General features: G+C 72.0%; 22 protein-coding genes and 1 tRNA gene. 12 read left to right on the top strand and 11 right to left on the bottom strand.

Annotated elements, in window-relative coordinates; genetic code table 11:
- Nucleotides 1–47: 47 nt before the first annotated feature.
- A complete protein-coding gene (locus VFR90_RS15565; protein WP_326407063.1) occupies nt 48–1,004 on the bottom strand; it encodes a LysR family transcriptional regulator in 957 nt (318 codons plus the stop codon).
- A 107-nt stretch (nt 1,005–1,111) separates the two neighbouring features.
- Here VFR90_RS15565 and VFR90_RS15560 point away from each other — a divergent pair, with 107 nt between their 5' ends.
- Both VFR90_RS15560 and VFR90_RS15555 read left to right on the top strand, forming a co-directional pair.
- Entirely contained in the window at nt 1,112–2,674 is a 1,563-nt protein-coding gene (locus VFR90_RS15560; protein ID WP_414676544.1) for a CoA-acylating methylmalonate-semialdehyde dehydrogenase, read from the top strand.
- Nucleotides 2,675–2,769: 95 nt separating this feature from the next.
- The gene (locus VFR90_RS15555) at nt 2,770–3,858 is read left to right on the top strand and encodes an ATP-binding protein (protein WP_326407062.1); all 1,089 of its coding nucleotides are present in this window, start codon (nt 2,770–2,772) and stop codon (nt 3,856–3,858) included.
- 105 nt (nt 3,859–3,963) lie between these two features.
- Here the strand turns inward: VFR90_RS15555 and VFR90_RS15550 are convergent, their stop codons facing one another.
- Both VFR90_RS15550 and VFR90_RS15545 read right to left on the bottom strand, forming a co-directional pair.
- The gene (locus tag VFR90_RS15550; protein WP_326407061.1) at nt 3,964–4,947 is read right to left on the bottom strand and encodes a Bug family tripartite tricarboxylate transporter substrate binding protein; all 984 of its coding nucleotides are present in this window, start codon (nt 4,945–4,947) and stop codon (nt 3,964–3,966) included.
- An 89-nt stretch (nt 4,948–5,036) separates the two neighbouring features.
- Nucleotides 5,037–5,840: a helix-turn-helix transcriptional regulator gene (locus VFR90_RS15545; RefSeq protein WP_326407060.1), complete on the bottom strand. Its 804-nt coding sequence runs from the start codon at nt 5,838–5,840 to the stop codon at nt 5,037–5,039.
- A 105-nt stretch (nt 5,841–5,945) separates the two neighbouring features.
- Here VFR90_RS15545 and VFR90_RS15540 point away from each other — a divergent pair, with 105 nt between their 5' ends.
- Entirely contained in the window at nt 5,946–6,407 is a 462-nt protein-coding gene (locus VFR90_RS15540) for a DUF3237 domain-containing protein (RefSeq protein ID WP_326407059.1), read from the top strand.
- A gap of 32 nt (nt 6,408–6,439) precedes the next feature.
- Here the strand turns inward: VFR90_RS15540 and VFR90_RS15535 are convergent, their stop codons facing one another.
- Nucleotides 6,440–7,060, bottom strand: coding sequence for a hypothetical protein (locus VFR90_RS15535; protein ID WP_326407058.1), 621 nt, complete (start codon nt 7,058–7,060; stop codon nt 6,440–6,442).
- Nucleotides 7,061–7,563: 503 nt separating this feature from the next.
- Here VFR90_RS15535 and VFR90_RS15530 point away from each other — a divergent pair.
- From VFR90_RS15530 to VFR90_RS15505, 6 genes are all read left to right on the top strand, one after another.
- Nucleotides 7,564–8,028 (top strand): hypothetical protein, encoded by a 465-nt coding sequence (locus VFR90_RS15530; protein WP_326407057.1) that lies wholly within the window; start codon nt 7,564–7,566, stop codon nt 8,026–8,028.
- Nucleotides 8,010–8,432, top strand: a complete 423-nt coding sequence (locus VFR90_RS15525; protein WP_326407056.1) for a hypothetical protein — start codon at nt 8,010–8,012, stop codon at nt 8,430–8,432. The genes VFR90_RS15530 and VFR90_RS15525 overlap by 19 nt, the downstream gene beginning before the upstream one ends.
- Nucleotides 8,433–8,726: 294 nt before the next feature.
- On the top strand, nt 8,727–10,073 hold the full coding sequence (locus tag VFR90_RS15520; protein WP_326407055.1) for a TolC family protein: 1,347 nt from the start codon (nt 8,727–8,729) through the stop codon (nt 10,071–10,073).
- The gene (locus tag VFR90_RS15515; protein WP_326407054.1) at nt 10,070–11,443 is read left to right on the top strand and encodes an efflux RND transporter periplasmic adaptor subunit; all 1,374 of its coding nucleotides are present in this window, start codon (nt 10,070–10,072) and stop codon (nt 11,441–11,443) included. Before VFR90_RS15520 ends, VFR90_RS15515 begins: the two co-directional genes overlap by 4 nt.
- The gene (locus VFR90_RS15510; protein ID WP_326407053.1) at nt 11,436–12,167 is read left to right on the top strand and encodes an ABC transporter ATP-binding protein; all 732 of its coding nucleotides are present in this window, start codon (nt 11,436–11,438) and stop codon (nt 12,165–12,167) included. Before VFR90_RS15515 ends, VFR90_RS15510 begins: the two co-directional genes overlap by 8 nt.
- A gap of 35 nt (nt 12,168–12,202) precedes the next feature.
- On the top strand, nt 12,203–13,435 hold the full coding sequence (locus VFR90_RS15505) for an ABC transporter permease (RefSeq protein WP_326407052.1): 1,233 nt from the start codon (nt 12,203–12,205) through the stop codon (nt 13,433–13,435).
- A gap of 164 nt (nt 13,436–13,599) precedes the next feature.
- Here the strand turns inward: VFR90_RS15505 and VFR90_RS15500 are convergent, their stop codons facing one another.
- Together VFR90_RS15500 and VFR90_RS15495 are read right to left on the bottom strand one after the other, a co-directional pair.
- Entirely contained in the window at nt 13,600–14,643 is a 1,044-nt protein-coding gene (locus tag VFR90_RS15500) for a metal-dependent hydrolase (protein WP_326407051.1), read from the bottom strand.
- Between the two features lie 2 nt (nt 14,644–14,645).
- Nucleotides 14,646–15,644: a septal ring lytic transglycosylase RlpA family protein gene (locus tag VFR90_RS15495; protein WP_326407050.1), complete on the bottom strand. Its 999-nt coding sequence runs from the start codon at nt 15,642–15,644 to the stop codon at nt 14,646–14,648.
- A gap of 73 nt (nt 15,645–15,717) precedes the next feature.
- On the opposite strand from VFR90_RS15495, the gene pcaCD reads away from it, so the two are divergent.
- Together pcaCD and VFR90_RS15485 are read left to right on the top strand one after the other, a co-directional pair.
- Entirely contained in the window at nt 15,718–17,007 is a 1,290-nt protein-coding gene (gene pcaCD / locus VFR90_RS15490) for a bifunctional 4-carboxymuconolactone decarboxylase/3-oxoadipate enol-lactonase PcaCD (RefSeq protein WP_326407049.1), read from the top strand.
- A gap of 73 nt (nt 17,008–17,080) precedes the next feature.
- Nucleotides 17,081–17,623 carry a DUF456 domain-containing protein gene (locus tag VFR90_RS15485; RefSeq protein WP_326407048.1) on the top strand — a complete coding sequence of 181 codons (543 nt, stop codon included), beginning with the start codon at nt 17,081–17,083 and terminating at the stop codon, nt 17,621–17,623.
- On the opposite strand, the gene VFR90_RS15480 is transcribed toward VFR90_RS15485, so the two are convergent.
- Nucleotides 17,608–18,414, bottom strand: a complete 807-nt coding sequence (locus VFR90_RS15480) for a hydroxypyruvate isomerase family protein (RefSeq protein WP_326407047.1) — start codon at nt 18,412–18,414, stop codon at nt 17,608–17,610. The two genes, VFR90_RS15485 and VFR90_RS15480, sit on opposite strands and share 16 nt — an antisense overlap.
- 55 nt (nt 18,415–18,469) lie before the next feature.
- A tRNA-Arg gene (locus VFR90_RS15475) sits at nt 18,470–18,545 on the bottom strand.
- Nucleotides 18,546–18,729: 184 nt separating this feature from the next.
- Between VFR90_RS15475 and VFR90_RS15470 the strand changes: the two genes are divergently transcribed.
- Entirely contained in the window at nt 18,730–19,296 is a 567-nt protein-coding gene (locus VFR90_RS15470) for a c-type cytochrome (RefSeq protein WP_326407046.1), read from the top strand.
- On the opposite strand, the gene VFR90_RS15465 is transcribed toward VFR90_RS15470, so the two are convergent.
- The 3 genes from VFR90_RS15465 to VFR90_RS15455 form a co-directional block, all read right to left on the bottom strand.
- Complete coding sequence (locus VFR90_RS15465) at nt 19,293–19,817, bottom strand: DUF2946 family protein (protein ID WP_326407045.1); 525 nt, start codon at nt 19,815–19,817, stop codon at nt 19,293–19,295. The two genes, VFR90_RS15470 and VFR90_RS15465, sit on opposite strands and share 4 nt — an antisense overlap.
- A gap of 35 nt (nt 19,818–19,852) precedes the next feature.
- A complete protein-coding gene (locus VFR90_RS15460) occupies nt 19,853–20,833 on the bottom strand; it encodes a YheT family hydrolase (RefSeq protein ID WP_326407124.1) in 981 nt (326 codons plus the stop codon).
- Nucleotides 20,834–20,899: 66 nt separating this feature from the next.
- Nucleotides 20,900–21,340: a YybH family protein gene (locus VFR90_RS15455; RefSeq protein WP_326407044.1), complete on the bottom strand. Its 441-nt coding sequence runs from the start codon at nt 21,338–21,340 to the stop codon at nt 20,900–20,902.

Genomic DNA, 21,340 nt, shown 5'->3' with positions numbered 1-21,340 from the left:
GCCCCGGCTCGCGGTGCGCGCCCGCAGCCCGCCGCCGCGCAGGCCCCTCAGCCGTCGAAGCCGCCCGCCAACGATTCGCGCAAGTGCGCCACCAGCGCGCGCACCGCCTTCGGCACCCGCGGCGCGGACGGCCGCAGCGCGTGGATCGCGTCGCCGAAGAAGCCATGCGGCCGCCAGCCGGGCAGCAGCTCGACCAGCTTGCCCGACGCCAGCGCCGAGCCGACGCTGAAGTCGGGCAGCAGGCCGATGCCCAGGCCGGCGAGCAGCGCCTCGCGCAGCACCTCCGAGTTGTTCGCGCGCAGCGGCCCCGCGACCGCGACGCGCAGCCGCTCGGGCTCGGCGCCGCGCACCGGCTTGATCTGCTCGAACGGCCACACCGCCGCGCCCTGGCGCAGGTAGGGCAGGCAGTCGTGCCCGCTCAGTTCCGCGGGGTGCAGCGGCCGGCCGCGGCGCTTCAGGTAGGCCGCAGAGGCGACGAGCACCGTGCGCGTCGCGCACAGCTTCCAGGCGACGTGCTGCTCGGGCGGCTGGCTGACATGGCGCACCGCGAGATCGAAGCCCTCGTGCGGCAGGTTCACGAAGCGGTCCGACAGCTCCAGCTCGATGCGGATCTTCGGCCAGGCGCGCAGGAAACCGCCGAGCCGCGGCGCCAGCTGCTGGCGGCCGAACGCCACCGGCGCGGTGACCCGCACCAGCCCGTGCGGCTGCGCGGCGAGGTCGCGCACGCCGTGCAGGCTCTGCTCGATCTGCGCGAAGCTGGCGGCGGTCTCGTCCACCAGCTGCTGGCCGGCCGGCGTGAGCCGCACGCTGCGCGTGGTGCGCGCCACCAGCGGCACGCCGACCGCGCGTTCCAGGTCGGCGACGCGCTGGCTGACCGCCGCCTTCGACAACCCCAGCCGCTCGGCCGCGCGGGTGAAGCTGTGGCTCTGCGCCAGCACGCCGAGCAGGTGCACCTGCGCCCAGGGCGGCGCGGCGGCGGTGCGGGTCGAAGGGTCGGTGCTCATGCCGGAGATTGTTCACCGGACCGAACAATGAAGTCAGGGCGGGCGGCTGGTCAAGCCGCGCCGCGCGACCTAAGGTGCGCCGTCCCGACGAACTCCAGGAGCCGGCCATGGGCGCAGCCGAATCGATCCCCGCCACGGCGTCCGCCATGACGCCGTTCACCGCCGCGGCCGAGGCCGGCCACTTCATCGCCGGCCACGCCCGGCCCGGCAGGAGTGGGCGCAGCCAGCCCGTGTGGAACCCGGCGAGCGGCAGCATCGCGCGGCAGGTCGCGCTGGCTTCGGCCGACGAAGTGAACGAGGCGGTCGCTGCCGCGCAGGCCGCGTTGCCGGCCTGGACCGAGGCCTCGCCGCTGAAGCGCGCGCGCGTGCTGAACAAGTTCCTGCAGCTGCTGAACGAGCACCGCGACGAGCTCGCCGCGATGATCACCGCCGAGCACGGCAAGGTCTTCACCGATGCGCAGGGCGAGGTGACGCGCGGCATCGAGATCGTCGAGTTCGCCTGCGGCGCGCCCCAGCTGCTGAAGACGGACTTCACCGACCAGGTGGGCACCGGCATCGACAACTGGGTGCTGCGCCAGCCGCTCGGCGTGGTCGCAGGCGTCACGCCGTTCAACTTCCCGGTGATGGTGCCGATGTGGATGTTCCCGGTCGCGCTGGCCTGCGGCAACACCTTCGTGCTGAAGCCCAGCGAGCGCGATCCGTCGCCGAGCCTGGCGCTCGCCGAGCTGCTGAAGCGCGCGGGCCTGCCCGACGGCGTGTTCAACGTCGTGCAGGGCGACAAGCTCGCGGTCGACGCGCTGCTGCACCACCCCGACGTGAAGGCGCTGAGCTTCGTCGGCTCGACGCCGATCGCGCAGTCCATCTACGCGACGGGCGCCGCGAACGGCAAGCGCGTGCAGGCGCTGGGCGGCGCGAAGAACCACCTTGTCGTGATGCCGGATGCCGACCTCGACCAGGCGGTCGACGCGCTGGTCGGCGCGGCCTACGGCTCGGCCGGCGAGCGCTGCATGGCGATCAGCGTCGCGGTGCTGGTCGGCGACGTGGCCGAGCAGATCGTCTCCAGGCTCGCCGAGCGCGCGAAGACGCTGCGGGTGAACGACGGCATGGCGCTCGACGCCGAGATGGGACCGATCGTCACGGCCGAGGCGAAGGCGCGGATCGAGGGCTACATCGAGCTTGGCATCGCCGAGGGCGCGACGCTGCGGGCCGACGGCCGCGGCCTGCGCGTCGCGGGCCGCGAGCAGGGCTTCTTCCTCGGCGGCACGCTGTTCGATCACGTCAAGCCGTCGATGCGCATCTACCGCGAGGAGATCTTCGGCCCGGTGCTCTGCTGCGTGCGGGTGAAGGACTTCGCCGAGGCGCTGGCGCTGGTCAACGGCCACGAGTACGCCAACGGCGTCGCCTGCTTCACCCGCGACGGCCATGTCGCGCGCGACTTCTCGCGGCGCGTCGAGGTCGGCATGGTCGGCATCAACGTGCCGATTCCAGTGCCGATGGCCTGGCACGGCTTCGGCGGCTGGAAGCGCAGCCTGTTCGGCGACCTGCATGCCTACGGCGAGGAAGGGGTGCGCTTCTACACGCGGCAGAAGTCCGTGATGCAGCGCTGGCCCGACCACCGCGAGTCCGGCACGCCCAAGGGGGCCGAGTTCGCGATGCCGACCTCCACATAGCGGGCCTCGACCCCCGGGCCCGGAGCGCCTTCACGAAGACCGCAACGGCCGCGAGACGCTTTCAACCACCCGCATCGCAGGCACAAAATCGTTCGGTGAGCGATGACCCGGCCCATCCAGCGAACCCGCTCGACCTGGCGCGGGCCAGCTACGCCGCGGGCCGCTACGCGCAGGCGCTCGGCGAGGCGCGCGGGCTGTGGCTCGATCGCGAGGGCGACCTCCAGGCGCGCGGCCATGCCGGCCAGCTTGCCGCTCAGGCGGCCTACCGGCTCGGGGAATACGGCCAGGCGCGCGAGCTGCTCGAGCCGGTCGCGCAGCTGCTCGGCGTCAGCGGCCAGGCGCCCGAGCGCTTCGACCTGCTGGCCGTCGCGGTGGTGGTGCACGGCGAGCTGGGCCACTACGGCGACGCGCTCGAAGCGCTGCGCCTCCTGCACGCGCACGGCGCGCGCACCGCGTCGCTGACCAACCACGTGCGCGCGCGCGGCACCGCGGCGCTGTGCCTCGCGCTGATCGGCGACCCCTGGGCCGCGCTGCGGCTGCTGGCCGAGGCGGCCGGCCATCTGCGCGCGCTGCCCGACGCCGCGCCGCTGGAGGCGACCGTCTGCACCAACCATGCGTCGGTCTGCCTGCAGGCCGCGCGGCTGCTGCGCGAGAGCGGCGACGAAGCGGCCTGCCTCGCGCAGGTCGCCGCGGCCACCGTCAGCACCGCGCGCACCCGCCAACTCGCAGCCGAGCGCCACGACAGCCGGCTCGCCGCCTTCACCGGCGTGCACGAGGCGGAAGCGGCGCTGCTGCGCGGCGAGCCGCACGAGGCGCTGCCGGTGCTCGAAGCCGCGCTGGCGCGCGCGCTCGCCCACGACCTGCGCGGCCACGCACGCCGGCTGCGGCTTCTGCTCGCGCAGGCCCAGGCCGCCACCGGCGACGACGCACGCGCCGACGCGACGCTCGACCAGCTGCAGGCCGCCCTCGACGAAGGCCACGAGTGGCAGAGCCACCTCGGCCTGCACGAGCAGCGCCATGCGGTGCGCAGCCGGCTCGGCGACACCGCCGGCGCGCTGCGCTCGCTGCGCACCTGGCGCGAACTGCAGCTGCGCCGGCATGCGCGGCAGCTCGAAGCGCAGTCGCGCTTCCTGCGCCTGCGGCTCGAACTCGAGCACCTCTACAAGCAGCCGTGGCGAGCTTGAGGCCCACCCCCGTTGCGGCTTCGCCGCGCCCCCTCGAGGGGGCGCCGCTGGCGGCCCGGCCAAGCCGGATCTGCGGCGGCCGGCGCGGCCGGTTCGGCTGGCGCGTCAGTCGCCTCTGAATCCAACGGCCTTCACGAGCTGAGCCCAGCGCGCCGCCTCGGACTTGAGCAGGGCCTCGGTCGCCGCACGCCCGCGCGGATCCACCGCGAAGCCGGCCTCCTGCAGCTTCGGCCCGACCTCGGCCGACTGCACCGCGGCCACCACCTCGCGGCCGAGCAGGTCGAGCACCGCCGGCGGCGTCGCGGCCGGCGCGAGCACCGCGAACCAGGCCGAGACGTCCATCTTCGGCAGGCCGGCCTCGGCGAAGGTCGGCACCTCGGGCAGCAGCGCCGAGCGGGCCGGCGCGGTCGTCGCGAGCGCGCGCATCTTCCCGGCCTTGACCTGCGGCGCGGCGAGCGCGGTGCTCAGCAGCGCGCCCTGCACGTCGCCGGCGATCAGCGCGGTGACCGCATCGCCGGTCGCGCGGTAGTGCACCGGCTCGACGGCGAAGCCGGCCAGACCCGCGAGCAGTTCGGCGCCGAAGTGGCCCGGCGTGCCGGCGCCGAAGGTGGCCATGTTGAGCCGGTCGTTCCTCGCCTTCGCGGACTTGACCAGATCGGCCACCGACTGCGCCGGCGAGGCCTGCGGCACCACCAGCACGAAGTCGGCGCGTGCGACCTGCGCCACCGCGACCAGCTCCTTCGCCGGGTCGTAGGGCAGCTTCGAGTACACGGCCGGCGCGATGCTGATCGAGCCGACCTCGCCGAGCAGCAGCGTGTAGCCGTCGGGCGCGCTCTTGGCGACCGCCTGCGCACCGATCTGGCCGCCGGCGCCGGCACGGTTGTCGACGACCAGCGGCTGCTTCAGCGCCTCGCCGAGCTTCTGGCCGAGCGTGCGCGCGACCACGTCGGGGCCGCTGCCCGGCGGGAAGCCGACGACGAGCTTGAGGCCGCGTTCCGGGTACTGCGCCTGAGCGATGGCCGGGAGCGCGACAAAGAGCGCCGCGGCGAGCATCGAGGCCGCGAGATGGCGGCGCGGGAGCGTGGTCATGCGGATCCTTCCGGCGAGCGACGCGGCAGTTTGCGCGGCGCGCCGGCCGGCGCCTGTCGTCCCAAAAGACGACAGCGCGGTGCCGGCCGTCAGTGCGGCGCGCCGCTCATCAGCGCGAACAGCTCGCTCTTGAAGTGGATGCCCAGGCGCTCGAAGGCGCGCCGCCGGTAGGTCTTGACCGTCGGCAGGCTCAGCGCGAGGTCGGCGGCGATGCCGTCGTAGCTCCAGCCGCGCAGCAGGCGTTCGCAGAGGTCGAGCTCGCGCGGCGTCAGCGCCGGGCAGCGCCGCGCCAGCGCCTCGCGCGCCGGGGGCGCCGCCGGCAGCGCCGCGCCGTCGCGCAGCTCGATGTGTCGATCGACCGCCGCCAGCACCGCGCCGGCCACGCCGGCGAAGGCGTCGATTTCGCCGGCCGCGAAACCGCCCGTGCCCTGCACCTCGTGCCGGTAGAGGTTGACCGCGAGCAGCGCGCCGTCGGCCCGCCGGCGCGCGACCGACAGCCGCGCGCCGATGCGGTGCCGGCGGTAGATCGCGTCGCGGTGGTCGGCGTTGCGGAGTTCGTCGGCGCGCAGGTGCAGCAGGTGCGCTTGCTCGGGCGCGCCGCCCGCGGTCGCGAAGCTGCGGTCGGCGCGGTACAGCGATTCGCGGTAGACGCGGAAGCACTCGCGGGTGGTGTCCTCGACGCCGAGGCTGGCCGACAGGTGCAGCACCGGCGCCGCCGCGGGCCGCAGCTCGTAGACCGCCCAAGAAGCGGCGCGCACGCCGCCGTGGTTCAGCGCGGCGAGCGCGGTGTCGGCAAAGCGGGCCGCGCCGATCGTCGCGATCAGCGCGGCGAGCGCGCGCTGCGGCGGCGCCTCGAAGGCCACGGGCTCGGTGGAGAACGGGGCGGCTCGCACCGCCCGATGCTAGGCGGCGCCTCGGCGCCCGCCATCGGTGGCGGCCCGGGCTGTCGTCCTGTGAGACGACACCGGAAGGCACCGCCGCTGCCTAGCATCGGCACGATGGACGCTCCGCTTTCGCTGCATTTCATGGCCCGCATCCGTTGCGAGGTCGGCCCGCTGGTGAGCCTGGGGGCCGCGCCGATCGGCGAACGCCGCTACGTGCCGCTGCTCGGCGGCACCGCCGAGGGGCCCGCCTTGAACGGCGCGATCGAGCCGGGCGGCGTCGACTGGCAAGTGCTGCGGCGCGACGGCGTGCTGGAGATCGCCGCGCACTACGTGCTGCGGGCGGACGACGGCGGCCGCATCGAGATCATCAGCGAAGGGCTGCGCCACGGCCCGCCGGAAGCGATGGCCCGGCTTGCGCGCGGTGAGGCGGTCGCGCCGGCCGACTACTTTTTCCGCACGCTGATGCGCTTCCAGACCGGCGCGCCGGCCTGGCTGCACTTGAACCGCACGCTCGCGCTCGCAAGCGGCACGCGCAGCGCCGACGCGGTGGAGCTCGAGGTCCACCGCATCGGCTGAAGCGGGCATGCGCCGGCCGAGGCCGGCGCGGATCAGGAGGCGTTCGCCCAGTTCCAGTTCAGCTTGACCGGCTGCTGCGCGACGTTGATCGTCTTCTTCTGCATCCGGCCTTCGACCATCGCCTCGATCGTGTACCGGCCCGGCGGCAGCGCCATCGACAGCAGCGGGCCGGCATTGCGGATCTCGGTCGTCGTGCCATCGGGGCCGCGCACCATCACTTTCTCGGCGACGACGTACTGACCGCCCTTGCCGCTGAAGACGTTGTCGACGTTCAAGCGGGTCGCGCCTTCGATCACCTCGCGCGCCTCGAAGCCGGCACCACCGCTCATGTATTCGATCGAGCCGGCGCGCTGCAGCTTCGGTGCCGGCGGCATGCCGTCGCCGCCCGGGCGCTGCAGGCCTTGCGCGGGGATCGGCTGCGCGCCGGCCGGCACGCCGCCCGCGGTGGTCGTTGCGCCGGAGGCGTCCGGCAACGCAACCGCGCCGGGCGCCCGGGCGCCGGCAGCGGGCGTGATGCGCGCCGGCATCGTGGACTGCGCGGGCGCGGTGGGCTGCGCCGCGGGCGGGAGGACCTCCACGGTCTGCGCACGAGCGCCGGTGGCCAGCGCACACGCGGCGGCGAGCGCGCTGAGCGAGAAGGAGAGCTTGCTCATCGGTCGATTCCTTTCGACGGTTTGGCCCGCCGGCTTGGCGGGCGAAATGCAACCTTAGATCGCGCCCCCGCCCAAGCGAATCGTCGGGGCGCGCGCATGCAGGTCGGAGACGGCCTACATCAGAGGCCGCCTCCGACGGCGCCGGCCAAACAACTTCTGCAACTCTCGGGCGGTGCCCACGAAACAGGGGCGTGAGCGTCCATTGAACGCAGCTCGTGGGTTTGACCGCCAGAACCCTCTATCGCGTGCGGTAGCCATGCTGGCGCCGCGCAGACCAAGCGGTGACCGCCGTGGTGTTTACCCGCGGAAGTCGCGTGCATTCCATCGAACCGGTGTTGTTTTCCATTTTGCCGGCATCGATCTGCCTAGCATCCGGCCACGCCAAGGCATACCGCCAATAATCATCCAGAGCCCTTGCAGTTCGGCATTTTTCGGAGACAAAAGATAACAGAACACCAATCACGTCGGACACGAATTTCTTACAATCACCGGAGACACACCAGATGAAAATCATGCAAACGGCAATGGGCCTCGCTCGAAGCAAGCTTCTGAAGATGTTCGCCATCGGCATTTCGATGTGGACGGCACTGGGCTCGATTCCCGCGCAGGCAAACCTCACGAACAGCTGCAACAACACTCATTGCGCTTCCAACCAGGCAAGAGACAAGGACAAGCACTATGCCTACGTCAACATGAACAACCTGCACGTGACGCCTCGATCGGTGCGGATCATCAACAGCGACGGCGGCGGGTCGAGATGCTACGTACTGGGCCGCGATTATTCCGGACGGGAGCTCAAGACGCAGTTCAAGGTTCGAGACGGGTTCCTGTTCGACGTCAGCGCCTACAAGGACTCCAATAATTGCGGGGGCGGCAAGCGCTGGTGGATCCATTCGACCCCGTCCTTCGACAAGAACAAGTACTGGTACGTCTTCATGAACAACAGACAATGGGTTATGGGGAACTAGAAGAAGGGGCGGCGGATATCCGCCGCCCGTACGAAAAATTCAGAAAGCAGAAAATGAAGACCCTTACCAAGAAGTCGCTGGCTATGCTGGCCGTCGGCGCTGGCTTGGCCTTCGCGCATCACGCCCATGCCGACTACCCACGCGCGGGGATCCACCTGCTTTACGTGGACGTCGGTTCGGCCTCGCCCTACTCGATCCTCGTCCACAACAATCGGGATCATGGGAGACGGTGCTACAACTTGGTCGGCCGTCAAGATATCAAAACCAATTTCAGCGTCAACAAGGACTATTGGTTTTCCATCTCCTACTACGGCCGGCGCGACTGCGCCGGCAGGGAGTACGCGAAACGATGGTGGCTTCCCACGTCCGACAACAACAAATACTGGTATGCAAAGCTAGATTGAGCCCTCGCGCCGGCGGATATTCGAGCGCATGAGCTCAAGAGATCGCCAGGGCATCGATCGTCACGGGGACGGGGAAAGCCCGCCCTGATGGCTTGGCCGGTCGACGGAACGCTTGCGCTTCGGTCGTCCGTGCCTCTTCGAATCGGTGGAATGCATTTGATCGTCCGGTTGGCTGCGGGGTGTGCAGCGCTTTGGCTGCCGTTCTGCGCGGCCCAGGCACAAGTGCCGAGCGCTTCTTCCAACGGGTCGCCCGCGTCTGGGCAGGACTCGAGCACGCCTCGCTTGCCTCGCCCCTTGAGCTTGGCGACGGCCTTGCAGTTGGCGCTCGAGCAGAGCCATGCTGTGCGGGCGAGCCAGCTGGACCGCGGGCTCCAACGCCAGGAATTGGCGATCGCGGAGACGGAGTTCGAGCCGAAGTATTCGTTGGGTGGACAGATCGAACGTTCTGCCGAGAGCCGCTCTTCCGTGTCGACCGTGGCGGCCGGCTCGACGTGGAGGCTGGCTTCGGGCGCCCAAGTCGAGCTGACGCGCAGCCAGGTGCTGCGCGGCGCGTCGGGCGGCCAACAAGCGCTCCAGACCGTCCTGCGCGTGGTGCAGCCCTTGCTCAAGGGCAATGCCAGCGTCGCGTCGTTGGCCTTGGAGAACGCGCGTCTGACGGATGCCGTCAACCGCCTCCAGTACCGGCAGTTCCTGAGCGAGACCGTGGCCGCGGTCGTGCTTGCGTACCACGACGCCAAGCAAGTGGATGCGCAGGTTGAATTGGCGGTGCTTTCCTTGCAGCAAAGCCGGCAAGTCCTGGAGGTCAACGAGGCGCTGTATCGGGCCGGGCGCCTGGCTCAGCGCGATTTGCTGCAGGCCGAGTTCGACATCGCGCAGAACGAGCTTGCCCTTGCACAGGAGCGAAATGCCGCGGACGCCGTCAAGCGAAAGCTGCTGGAACTGCTGGGGCCCGTGGCTGCGATGGCGCCCACCGCGCAACTGGAACTGGGGGAGGGCTTGCCGGACCGGGACGTCCCGGATGAGCCCGAACACGCCTTGCTCGCGCAGGCGCAAGACAGTCGCGAGGATCTCGAGGTTGCCGAACTGGCGGTCAACTTGGCACGCACCGCCATCACGCAGGCCCGCAACGAGAAGCTGCCGCAGGTGGATCTGGTCGCCGGGGTGCAGCCCGTTCTCAAGCCGGAGTTGACCGACGCGGGCGTGCAGAGATCAGGCTACGGTGTGTCGATCGGCTTGCGCTTCACCGCCACCCTGGACCGCGCGCCGCTGCAGCTTCAGCTCTCGCGAGCCCGAGTCGGGCTGCAGAAGGCCGAGTGGTTCCTGCAGGATCTGCGCTCGGCCGTCGCCAACCAAGTGGGCAGCGCCCTGCGTGACCTGCGCTTCGCAAAGCTCCAGCGCGAGCTTGCGGGCCAGGCGCTGGCGCTTGCCGAGCAGCGGCTGGGTGTCGAACTGCAGAAGCTCAAGGCCGGCCGCAGCACCACCTTCGAACTGTCGGCCGCCCAGGACGCGCTGAAGCGAGCCCAGGCGGTGTCGGCCGACGCCCAGTTGGCCGTGCCGCGCGCGCGCGTCCAACTGCAGCGCGTGACCGGGCAAATACTCGCGCAGTGGGTTCCCGAGCTGCTGCCGGGATCGTTGCCATGAAGCATGTGTTGCAGCGCGTGGGTGCGCGCGCTTCCGCACGGCGCGCGCGGCTGTTGGGCGCGGCCTTGTTGCTGGGCGCGCTGGTCGCGGCGGTCGTGATCGTCGGGCGACCTGCAGGTGTCGGCTCCGCCGACGGCCAGTGGGTGGCACTGCAGGTCGGCGAAACCAGCCAGGCCATCGTGCTGGACGGCCAGCTCGAACCCGGCGCGTCGGTGAACATCACCGCGCCGTTCGACGGGAGGATCGTCGCGAAGGCCGTTCGCCCGGGCGACCGTGTCGAGCAGGGTGCGTTGCTGCTGGCCCTGTCCAGCGTCGACTTGTTGACTGAATTGCGCGATGCCGAGGCCGCCGTGATCCGCGCGCAGCAGGCGTTGAATCAGGTGATCCAGTGGGAGACCGGCGCCGATTTCCTCGCGGCGCAGCGTCAGCTGGGCAGCAGCCGGGCGGCGCTCGAGGCCGCGCAGCGACGTCAGTCCGAGACGCAGGCCTTGTTCGAACAGGGGATCGTTGCGCGCAACGAGCTGGAATCGGTGCAGAGCGAGCTGCTCGGCGCGCAATCGCAGGTGGTCAACGGCGAGAGCGCGCTGACCGCGGCGCGTGAAAAAGGCAGCGCCGAGCAGCACCGGTTGGCCCGGCTCGAACACGACAACCGGGTCAGCAAGCTCGCGGACCTGCGCACGAAGCTGGGTCAGGCCCGCATCGCGGCACCGATCGCCGGCGTGGTGTCGCTGCCGGCGGCCGCGGCAGGCTCGGATGGCGGCGTGCCCAAGGAGCCGGAAGTCGGCTCGTTCGTAACCCCGCGGGAGACCTTGCTGACGATCGGCGACACCTCGACGTTCATGGTGCGGGCCGGGCTGGACGAATACGACATCCTGCGGGTGAAGACAGGCTTGACGGTCGAGGTGGTGCTCAACGCCAATCCCGACGTGTCCCTGACGGGCGAGCTGCTGCACATCTCGTCGCAAGCCCGCAAGAACACGGCGCCGGGCGAAGGGAGCAGCCGCGCAGCCGTGTTCGACGTGCAGGTGGTGATCCGGGACATCGCGCCGCAGGCACGGTCCGCCTTGCGCATCGGCATGGGCGTGGGCCTGCGGATCCATCCGGAAGCAGGCCGGACCGCCCTGCTGGTGCCGCTTCCCGCGGTGTCGCGTGGCGCCGATGGCAGCGCCCACGTGATGCGGCGGGGCCAGGCGGGCGGCCCGGCCGGGCAGGTCAGGATCGAGCTGGGCAAGACGCTGGTCGACCAGGTCGAAGTGGTGACGGGCCTGGAGCCGGGCGACGAGGTCTGGCTGCCGCGCCCCGCCGAGGTTCCGTCCGTCGCAGACGGCCCGCCGGCCCTTCCGGGCGTGAGCCGTCCGACGGATGAATGACTCGCGCACCACGCTTGCGGCAACGCCGCTGCTCGCGTTGAGCGGCCTGCACCGGACCTACCTGGTCGGGGGCGAATGCGTGCATGCGCTGGCCGGGGTGTCGCTCGACGTGATGGCAGGCGAGCGGGTCGCCGTGCTGGGGCCGTCGGGCTCGGGCAAATCGACGCTGCTCCATGTGCTCGGGCTGCTGGACCGACCCACCCAGGGCCTCTACGGGTTTGACGGACAAGATGTCGGCGCCTTGGGCAACCGGGCGCGCGCGCAGCTTCGAAACCGCAAGATCGGCTTCATCTTCCAGCATTTCCATCTGCTGCCCAACCTGACGGCACTGGAGAACGTCGCCCTGCCGATGCACTACGCCCAGCTGCCGCTCGATCAGATCGAGCATCGGGCCCGACGTGCACTGGACGACGTCGGGCTGGCCGACCGGCACGCGCACCGCCCCGCGCAGCTCTCGGGCGGCGAGCGCCAGCGCGTGGCGATCGCCCGTGCGATCGTGCGCACGCCGCGCCTGCTGCTGGCCGACGAGCCCACCGGTGCACTCGACACCGGCAATGGCCAGCGCATCCTTTCGTTGATCGAGGAGCTCAACCTGGCGCATGGCATCACGGTGGTCATGATCACGCATGACGCCGCGGTGGCCGCGCGCTTCCCGCGCTGCGTGCAGATGCGCGACGGCCGCATCCAGGCGGATCGACGCCCGGACGCCGCGGCGACCGCCTGACCATGGCGCGGCGCGGTGGCCGATGCGGTCCGGCGGTGGTCCAGCGCTGGCGATCGGCCGGCTTGTTCGCGCTCCAGGGCCTCGGCACCGCGCGGGAGCGCGCATCGCTCGCCCTGCTGGGCATCGTGGTGGGCGTGGCGGCCGTGGTGGCGCTGATCAGCATCGGCAAAAGCGTCGAGCGGCAGGCACTGGCCGAGTTCGACGCGATGGGCACGCAAGTCGTCCATGTGCGCGTCTGGCAGGGACCGGGCTTCGAACACCTGGGCGCGCCCGTTGCGCGTGCGCCCCCAAAACCACATGTCCCGCTCCGGCCGCTGCTGGCATTGCACGACGTCCTGGCGCTGCCCGAGGTCGAGTTGGGCTCCGAACTGATGCCGGTGTTGTGCGAGCCAGCCGCTGCAGGAGGCCGACAGGGCGGTTCCGCCACGCCGGTGGTGGCCGTTCGGCCCGACATGCAGCACATCCTCGGGGTCAAGGTCGCGCGGGGCCGCTTCCTTCACGATCTGGACAAGAAGGCGCTTTGGGTGGTGCTCGGACACGAGGTCGATCGGCAACTGCAAGCCGCGGGCGTCGCGACGCAACCCGGCGCAGCCCTCTCGTTTTGCGGCACCACCTTCCATGTGGCCGGCGTGTTGTCCGCGGCCGGCAACTCCGAAACGACCGTTCCGGTGCGGATCGATGCCAGCATCTTCGTCTCGGTGTCCGCCGCCGCCCGCCTGCCGCAGTTCGATCGCGAGCAGTCCTTTGCGATGCGAGTGCGGCCGGACGTGTCGCCACCGGCGTTCGCCAGGACCTTGGAAGACCGCTTGAGGCAGGAAGGCCGCCAGGTGCAGACGACGACGTCGCAAAAGATCATCGAGCTGCGGCGCCGGCAAGCTGCGACCTACACGCGGTTCCTGACGGCGTTGAGCAGCATTTCACTGTTCGTCGGCGGGCTGGGGATCCTGAACATCATGCTCGTGGCGGTGGTCGAACGGCGGCGGGAGATCGGTATCCGCCTCGCCGTCGGTGCCGAAGACACCGACATCGTTTTGCAATTTCTGATGGAAAGCACGCTCCTGTCGATGGCCGGCGGCGCACTCGGCATCGTCGTGGGTTTGCTGGCCGCGGCGGGCGCCGCATGGCTGACGCAACTGCCCTTCGTGCTCTCCGCCGGCAGCATCGCGTCGGCGTTGGCGATCTCGCTGGTGATCGGCGTCTCGGCGGGTGTCTACCCCGCGCTGCGGGCCTCGCGCGAGGACCCGGTGGATGCCTTGCAAGGCGCATGAGCAAAAGGCGAGCGGGCACGACGCCGTGATCGTCGAGCGGTCGTGCCGCTGCGGCCGACCCCGTCGGTCGCATGCTCCCCCGCGAGCCCTCGGGAAACCGGGGTCTCGGTGGCCGCCGAACGATGCAAGCGTCGCGGCGCCCGGCAGCACGCGCAGGCGGGGCCTCAGCCGGGCGGCGGCAGCGGCTGGCCCAGCGCGCGCCGCCAGAGCCACGGCCAAGCGGTGGAGAGGTCGCCGCGGCCGCCGATGTTGCGCGCCACCACCGCTTGCCAGCGGCCGTCGGCGCCGCGCTCGGCGATCTCGAAGGCGAAGACGAAGTGCGGCGCCTGCCCCATGCGCAGGTCACTCAGCACGGCGCGCGGTGCGCCGCCTGCCCGCTGCGACGGCCGTTCGTCGACCGCGTAGAAGCCGCGTGAGAACCACGCCATGCGCTGGAAGGACGGCAGCGTGTCGAGGGCCGGCGCGAGCCGGGCGGTGCCGGTCGGCTGGAACACGAAGCGGATCGGCTCGCCGGCCGCCCGCCGGTCGAGCAGCGAGACGTAGCCCTCGTCGTAGCCGTCGGGCCGCATCGCGACCACGCGCCACAGCAGCGTGTTGAACGGCGCCGGCGTCACCAGCACCGCGCGGCCGGCGCCGCGATCGGGCAGCGCGGCCAGCGCCTGCTCGCGCGCCCACTGCTGCGCGGCGACGCTCCAGCCGAGATAGGCGGTCGACAGCAGCAAGCCGGCGGCGTTCCAGCGCAGCGCGCGCCGCGGCGCCCGCACGGCCAGCTCGCCGATCAGCCCGGCCAGCAACGGCAGCGTGTACAGCGGGTCGATGATGAAGATGCTGCCGACCGCGAACGGGTGCTCGCTGAACGGTTGCAGCAGCTGGGTGCCGTAGACCGTCATCGCATCGAGCAGCGGATGCGTGACCAGCGCGAGGCCGAGCGCGACCGACCAGCGCCGCCACAGCGCCCGCTGCCGCGCGAGCCACGCCACGAGGCCGCCGGCCAGCGGCGCGGCGAGCGTGAGCCAGAACAGCGAGTGGCTGTTCGCGCGGTGCATCGTCATGTTGGCGATCGCGTCGCCGTGGTCGATGAACACGTCGAGGTCGGGCAGCGTGCCGGCCACGCCGCCGGCGAGCGCGGCCTTCCACACCGCCGTGCGCCGGCCCATCACCGCGACCGCGCAGGCGGCGCCGAGCACGAACTGCGAAACCGAATCCACGTTCAGCGCCGCTCGACGATCAAGGGGGTGAGCTGCAGCGCCTCGCGCAGGCGCTGCGCGGCCGACTGCGCATCGTCGCGCGACGGGAAGGGCCCCGCCTGCAGCCGCCACAGCGGGCGCTCGTCCATCAGCGCAAGCAGCGGCGCGATCCAGTCGAGCTCGCCGGCGACGCGCTGCCGGAAGCCTTCGGCGCCGCTGCGCTCGCGGAAGGCGCCGAGCTGGACCCACCAGCCGCGCGCCGCGTTGGAGGCGGCGCGGCTCACGGCGGGGCTCGCCTCGGCCGCGGGTGCGGCAGCTGCCACCGGCACGGCGAGCGCGACCTCCTGCGCGACGGCGGGCGGCGTCGGCTCCGGCTGCGGCGCCGTCGTGCCGGCGGGCACGGCTGCCGCCGCCGGCGCCGCGGCGGCCCCGGCCCCTTCACGCCGCCACGCGCCGCTGCGGATCTCGTCGAAGGTGATGCGCTCCAGCTCGACCGGCGCGATGCCGCGCTGCACGCCCAGCTTGACCGCCGCCGCGTAGCTCAGGTCGATCACGCGGCCGGCGACGAAGGGGCCGCGGTCGTTGACGCGGACGATCACCTCGCGCCCGTTCGCCGGATTGCGCACGCGGGCGTAGCTGGGCAGCGGCATCGTCTTGTGCGCCGCGGTCATCGCGTGCATGTCGTAGAGCTCGCCGCTGGCGGTCTTGCGGCCGTGGAACTTGCGGCCGTACCAGGAGGCGATGCCCTTCTCGCGCAGCGGCGCGTCGCGTGCGATCGGCGTGTAGCTCTGGCCCAGCACTTCGTAGGGCTTGTTGGCGCCGCCGGGCTTGATCGGCTCGATGCGCGGCTCGGCGTCGGGGATCGCGACCGCGCCGGGCGGCGCCTGCTCGGGCGGGCCGTCGTTCTTCGGCGCGAGGCTGCAGCCGGCGAGCAGCGCGGCGGCAACGGCTGCGCCCGCCGCGATCGCGCGACGCACGTCGGTGCCGAAGCCGGGGCCCTGCCGCATGGTGGGCGCGACCATAGCGCAGCGCCTGCGCGCGCGATGTTTCGACGCGCATCATCGCGACTCCCCGCGATACCCACCGAACGCCGCCATGGACGCCCACGACCACGACTACGAACGCGGCCTGCGCAACCGCCGCGCGATGCTGGGCGACGCCTGGGTCGATCGCTCGACGACGCAGTCGACCGCCTTCAACGCCGACTTCCAGAACTTCATCACCCGCTATGCCTGGCACGAGGTCTGGGGCCGGCCGGGGCTTGCGGCGAAGACGCGGCGCGTGATCGTGCTCGCGATCACCTGCGCGCTCGGGCGCTGGGAAGAGTTCGAGCTGCACCTGCGCGCCGCGCTCGCCGGCGGCTCGGGCGCGAGCCTGGGCGCAGGCGACGATGCCGCAAGCGCCCTGACGCCCGACGAAGTCAGGGAGCTGCTGATCCAGGCGGCCGTCTATGCCGGCGTGCCGGCCGCGAACACCGGCATGGCGATCGCGGCCAGGCTGCTGCGCGAGCTCGGCCACGAGCTGCCGCTGCAGCCGGCCGGCGAGTCCGGCCATCCCGGCTGCGGCCGCAGCCGCAAGAGCCGTGGCGAGCCGGCGCTGCACTGCACGGTGCGCGAGGCGCGCAGCGGCCGCGCGGCCGGCACGATCGTCTTCAGCCACGCGCTCGGCGCCGATGCGAGCATGTGGGACGCGGTCGCGAACCGGCTCGCAGCCACGCACCGCGTCGTCTGCTACGACCACCGCGGCCACGGCGACTCGGCCGCGCCGCCGGGGCCGTACACGATGGCGCAGCTGACCGACGACGCCGCCGCGCTGCTCGACGAGCTGGCGTTCGGCCCGGTGCTCTGGGTCGGCCTGTCGCTCGGCGGCATGGTCGGGCAGGAGCTGGCGCTGCGCGCGCCGCAGCGGCTGGCCGCGCTCGTGATCGCGAATTCGAGCGCGCGCTTCGACGAGGCCGGCCGCGAGGCGTGGCTGCAACGCATCGCGGCGATCGAGTCCGGCGGGCTCGAAACGATCGCCGACGGCACGATGGCGCGCTGGTTCTCCGAAGCCTTCCGGCGCGAGCGGCCGGCCGAGGTCGCGCGCTGGCGGCGGCGCATCGTCAGCAACGACGCGCGCGCCTACGTCGCAGCCGGCCACGCGGTGCGCGAGCACGATGCGCTCGACCGCCTGGACGGCATCCGTGTGCCGACGCTGGTGATCGCCGGCGCGGCCGATGCGGGCACGCCGCCGGCGATGTCGCAGGCGATCGCGGCGCGGATCGCCGGCGCGCGGCTGGAGCTGATGGCCGATGTCGCGCACCTTTCGGCGCTGGAGCAGCCAGCGGCGTTCAGCGCGCTGATCGAGCGCTTCGCCGCCGAGGTCGCCGCAGCGGTGCCGCGCTGAGCGCGCTGCGCGTTGCGCTCGATCGCGGCAAGCTTCGGGCTGCTGCCACGGCCCGCCGCTATCCTCGGTCGCCATGGACGCACTCACGACCCTGATGCCCGCGGTGCCCGCCGCGCTGTGGTGGACGCTTTCCATCCTGCTGGTGCTGACCGGCCTGGCCGGCACGGTCCTGCCGGTGCTGCCGGGCACGCTGCTGGTGCTGGCCGGGCTCCTCCTGGGCGCGTGGATCGACGGGTTCGAGCGCGTGGGCGGCTGGTCGCTCGGCGTGATCGCCGTGCTGGCGCTGCTGGCCTGGGCGACCGACTACGTCGCCGCGCTGCTCGGCGCGAAGAAGGTCGGTGCGAGCCGCTGGGCGCTGATCGGCGCGGCGCTCGGCACGGTGCTCGGCCTGTTCATGGGGCTGGTCGGCGTGCTGTTCATGCCCTTCGTCGGCGCGGTCGCCGGCGAGCTGTACGCGCTGCGCCACCAGCCCGGCGCGCTGCAGGGCGGCACGACCTCGCAGGCCCTGAAGGTCGGCACCGCGACCTGGATCGGCATCATCGTCGGCACCGCGGTGAAGATCGCGCTGGTGTTCGTGATGGTCGGCGTCTTCGTCGTCGCCTACCTCTGGCGCTGAGCCCCCAGCCGTTCGCGCCAGACCAGACCTTCCGAGGTGCCCGCGCGCGGCCGGTACTCGCAGCCGACCCAGCCGGCCCAGCCGAGCGCGTCGATGCGCTCGAACAGCCCGCCGAAGTCCACCTCGCCCCGATCCGGCTCCTGGCGGGCGGGGACGCCCGCGATCTGCAGATGGCCGACGCGGCCGCCGGGCAGCCAGCGGGCAAGTTGGGCGGCAAGGTCGCCCTCGACGAGGGCGCAGTGGTAGAGGTCCATCTGCACCTGCAGGTGCGCGGCGCCCACGGCCGCGACGATCGCGTGCGCATGGTCCTGCCGGCTGAGAAAGTAGCCCGGGACGTCGCGCGGGTTCAGCGGCTCGATCAGCAGCGTGAGCCCGCGGCCTTCCGCGCGGCGCGCGGCCCATTCCAGATTCGCGAGGTAGGTCGCCTGCCAGGCGGCGTGCGCCGCCGCGTCGAACCCCTGCGCACGGCAGCCGGCGAGCAGGTGCAGGCGCGGGCTGCCGAGGCGTTCGCAGGCGTCCATGCCCTGCTCGACGCTGCGCCGGAATTCCGCCTCGCGGCCGGGCACCGCGGCGAAGCCGCGCTCGCCGCGCGGCCAGTCGCCGGCCGGCGCGTTCAGCAGCACCAGCGAAAGCCGCGTCGCGTCGAGACGCTCGCGGAAGCGCTCGATCCCGTGCTCGTAGGGGAACTGGCATTCGACCGCCGCGAAGCCGTCGCGCGCCGCGGCCTCGGCGCGATCGAGGAAGGCGTGCTCGGGGTAGAGCGTCGAGAGGTTGGCGGCGAAGCGCGGCATGCGTCGAAGCCGCGGGCCTCAGTGCTGCGGGCGGTCGAACGTGAGGCGAGGAGGTTGGCGCGCCCGGCTGGGATCGAACCAGCAACCCCTGCCTTCGGAGGGCAGTACTCTATCCATTGAGCTACGGACGCGACGAGCCGCGATTCTATCGCCGCCCTCTTGCGCGAGAGGCGCTTCGGCACCGCGCATCCGAAGCCGCGCGGGAGGCGACTCGTATACTCCGCCGCCTCCAAAAACGCGGCCGGCAACCCGCTTCAACAGCGCACCGCCGGCGCCGCGCCCAGGCAGCCCGCCACCCGCTTTTCCGAGGATTTCATGAGCGACGCCGCATCGAAGCACGCCCCTGCGCACGGGGATCCGGAGCCCAACCACGAAGGCCCGATCCGCACGCCGAAGCAGCTGGTGCTGGCGGTCGTCTTCTCGTTCGTGATCCCGATCGCGGTGATCGTGCTGCTGGCCGGCTATGTCGGCTCCTCGACCAAGCCGGCGGCCGGCAGCGACGAATTCACCGACAAGGCGATCGCCGCGCGCCTGGCGCCGGTCGGCAGCGTGGTCGTGAAGGACGCGAGCGACGTCACCTCGATGAAGGCCGGCGCCGAGGTCTATGCCGCCCAGTGCGCCGCCTGCCACGCGGCCGGCGTCGCCGGTGCGCCGAAGCTCGGCGACACCGCGGCCTGGGCACCGCGCATCGCGCAGGGCTACGAGACGCTGCTCAACTCCGCGCTCAAGGGCAAGGGCGCAATGGGCCCGCAGGGCGGCGGCGACTTCAGCGACTTCGAGATCGGCCGCGCGGTGGTCCACTTGGCCAACGGCAGCGGCGGCAAGCTCGCCGAGCCGAAGCCGGCCGCGCCGGCGCCCGCCGCTTCGGCCGCCGCGAATTAGCTCGCCGGGCTGAGCCGGTAGCCGAAGCGCGCCGGCAGCTGCGCGAAACGCGCCGCCTGCGGGCGCCACGCGCCGGCCTCGACGGCCGCGGCCGCCTCGTGCATGTCCATGCTGTGCACGATACCGAGGCCGAGGTCGGTCGCGAGGAACAGCCGGTCGGCGTCGTCGAGCCAGGCCGACTCGAAGCGCGCGGCGCGGCCGGTGTGGCTGGTGATCGTCGGCTGCGCGCCGTCGGTCCGCAGCCGCCAGACCCAGGGCGCGGCCTCGAGCTCGACGTAGACCCGCTGCGGCCCGTTCTGGAAGAACCAGGCGCCGTCGGCATCGACGCCGTAGTTGCGCGCGATGAAGTCGATCAGCTTGTCGTGCTCGATGCGGCTGCCCTTCGGGTGCGGGAAGGCGCCGGCGGCCTGGATGCGCTCGTCGCGCATGTACCAGTCGCCGCGCGCGTCGAGCCCGAGCCAGCCGCGACAGGCCGGCACGTTCGGCCATTTCTGGAGTGCCGCGACAACGAGATCGTCCATCGCGGCGATTGTCGAAGGCCGCGAAACCTGCGCGCTCAGCACGGAGATGCGAGCCAGTCGAGCACCGCTTCGGGCATCGCCAGCACCTCGCCGGGCCAGCCGCCGCTCGCGAATCCCACGTGACCGCCGGTCGCCGGCTGCCACAGCCGCACGTGCGCGCCGACCTCGCCCGGCCGCGGCAGGCTCGACGCCGGCACGAAGGGATCGTTGCGCGCGTTGATCAGCAGCGCCGGGATGCGCACATCCGCGAGCCGCGGCTTGGCCGAGGCGCGCGCCCAGTAATCGTCGACGCCGCGATAGCCGTGCAGCGGCGCGGTGAAGACGTCGTCGAAGGCGTAGAGGTCGCGCGCCGCGATGAGCCGTTCGCGATCGAACAGCCCCGGGTGCTGCGCGAGCTTGGCAAGCGCCTTCGGCTTCATCGTCGCGAGGAACATCCGGTCGTAGACGAGGTGGTTGAAGCCGCGGGTGATCGCATGGCCGGCGGCCGCCAGGTCGAGCGGCGCCGAGATCGCGCAGAGCGACTGCGCGATGCGCGCCGCGCCTGCGCCGGCCTCCTCGGCCCAGCGCATCAGCGCATTGCCGCCGAGCGAGACGCCGCAGGCGAACACCGGCGCGGCCGACGTGGCCCGCAAGCGCGTGAGCACCCAGCCGATCTCTTCGAAATCGCCCGAGTGGTAGGCGCGCGGCGCACGGTTCAGCTCGCCCGAGCAGCCCCGGAAGTGCGGCAGCGCGAGGCGCCAGCCGCGCTCGCTCGCGAGGCTCGCGAAGGCGTGCGCGTAGTGGCTCGCCGACGAGCCCTCGAGGCCGTGGAACAGCACGAGCTGCGGTGCGCCTTCGGGCGCGTTCGCATCCAGGTGGTCGACGTCGATGAAGTCGCCGTCGGGGCTGGCCCAGCGCTCGCGCAGCCAGCGGGTCGGCGCGCCGCGCCGGTCGCGCGCGAACAGCGCCGGCCAGATCGTCTGCGCGTTGCCGCCGGGCAGCCACCACGGCGTCGGCCAGCGCTGGCCGACACGCACCGGCGCCGCTGCGCCACCCGGCCGCGTCTCGACGCCGGCGGGCGTCCCTGCCGAGCCGTCCACGGTTCAGTGCAGCGTCGAGGGCGCTTCGGAGATTTCCTGCAGCTCGCGCGCCATGCCGGGGCTCGCGTGGTGCAGCACCATGCGCCAACCCTGGGGCCCCAGGATGTAGACGTTGGTGACGATCGCGTAGGCCTTCTGCAGGCCCTGGTCGCTGGTGACCTGCACGCGCTCGAGCACGTGGTGCACCGCGCTCGCATGCGTGCGCAGGCGCCGCACCTTCTCGGGTTCGACGTCGATCGCGCCGTTCGCGAAGATCGCCTCGAAGGCCGCGCGGATGGCGCCCGCGCCCACCATGCGCGGCCCGCCCGGATGCACGCACGCAACTTCCTCGTCGTCGGCCCACACGGACATCAGCTTGTCGATGTCGGCCTGCTGCAAGGCCTCGTAGAACTGGGCCTCGATGTCGTCGGGCGACGACGGTGGAGCACTAGGCTTCGGCGGCAT

Origin of the sequence: Methylibium sp. (genome assembly GCF_035762065.1) — a bacterium.
In the GTDB taxonomy this organism is placed as follows: Bacteria; Pseudomonadota; Gammaproteobacteria; order Burkholderiales; family Burkholderiaceae_C; genus Methylibium.
This window is presented reverse-complemented; position numbering and strand designations above follow the sequence as displayed.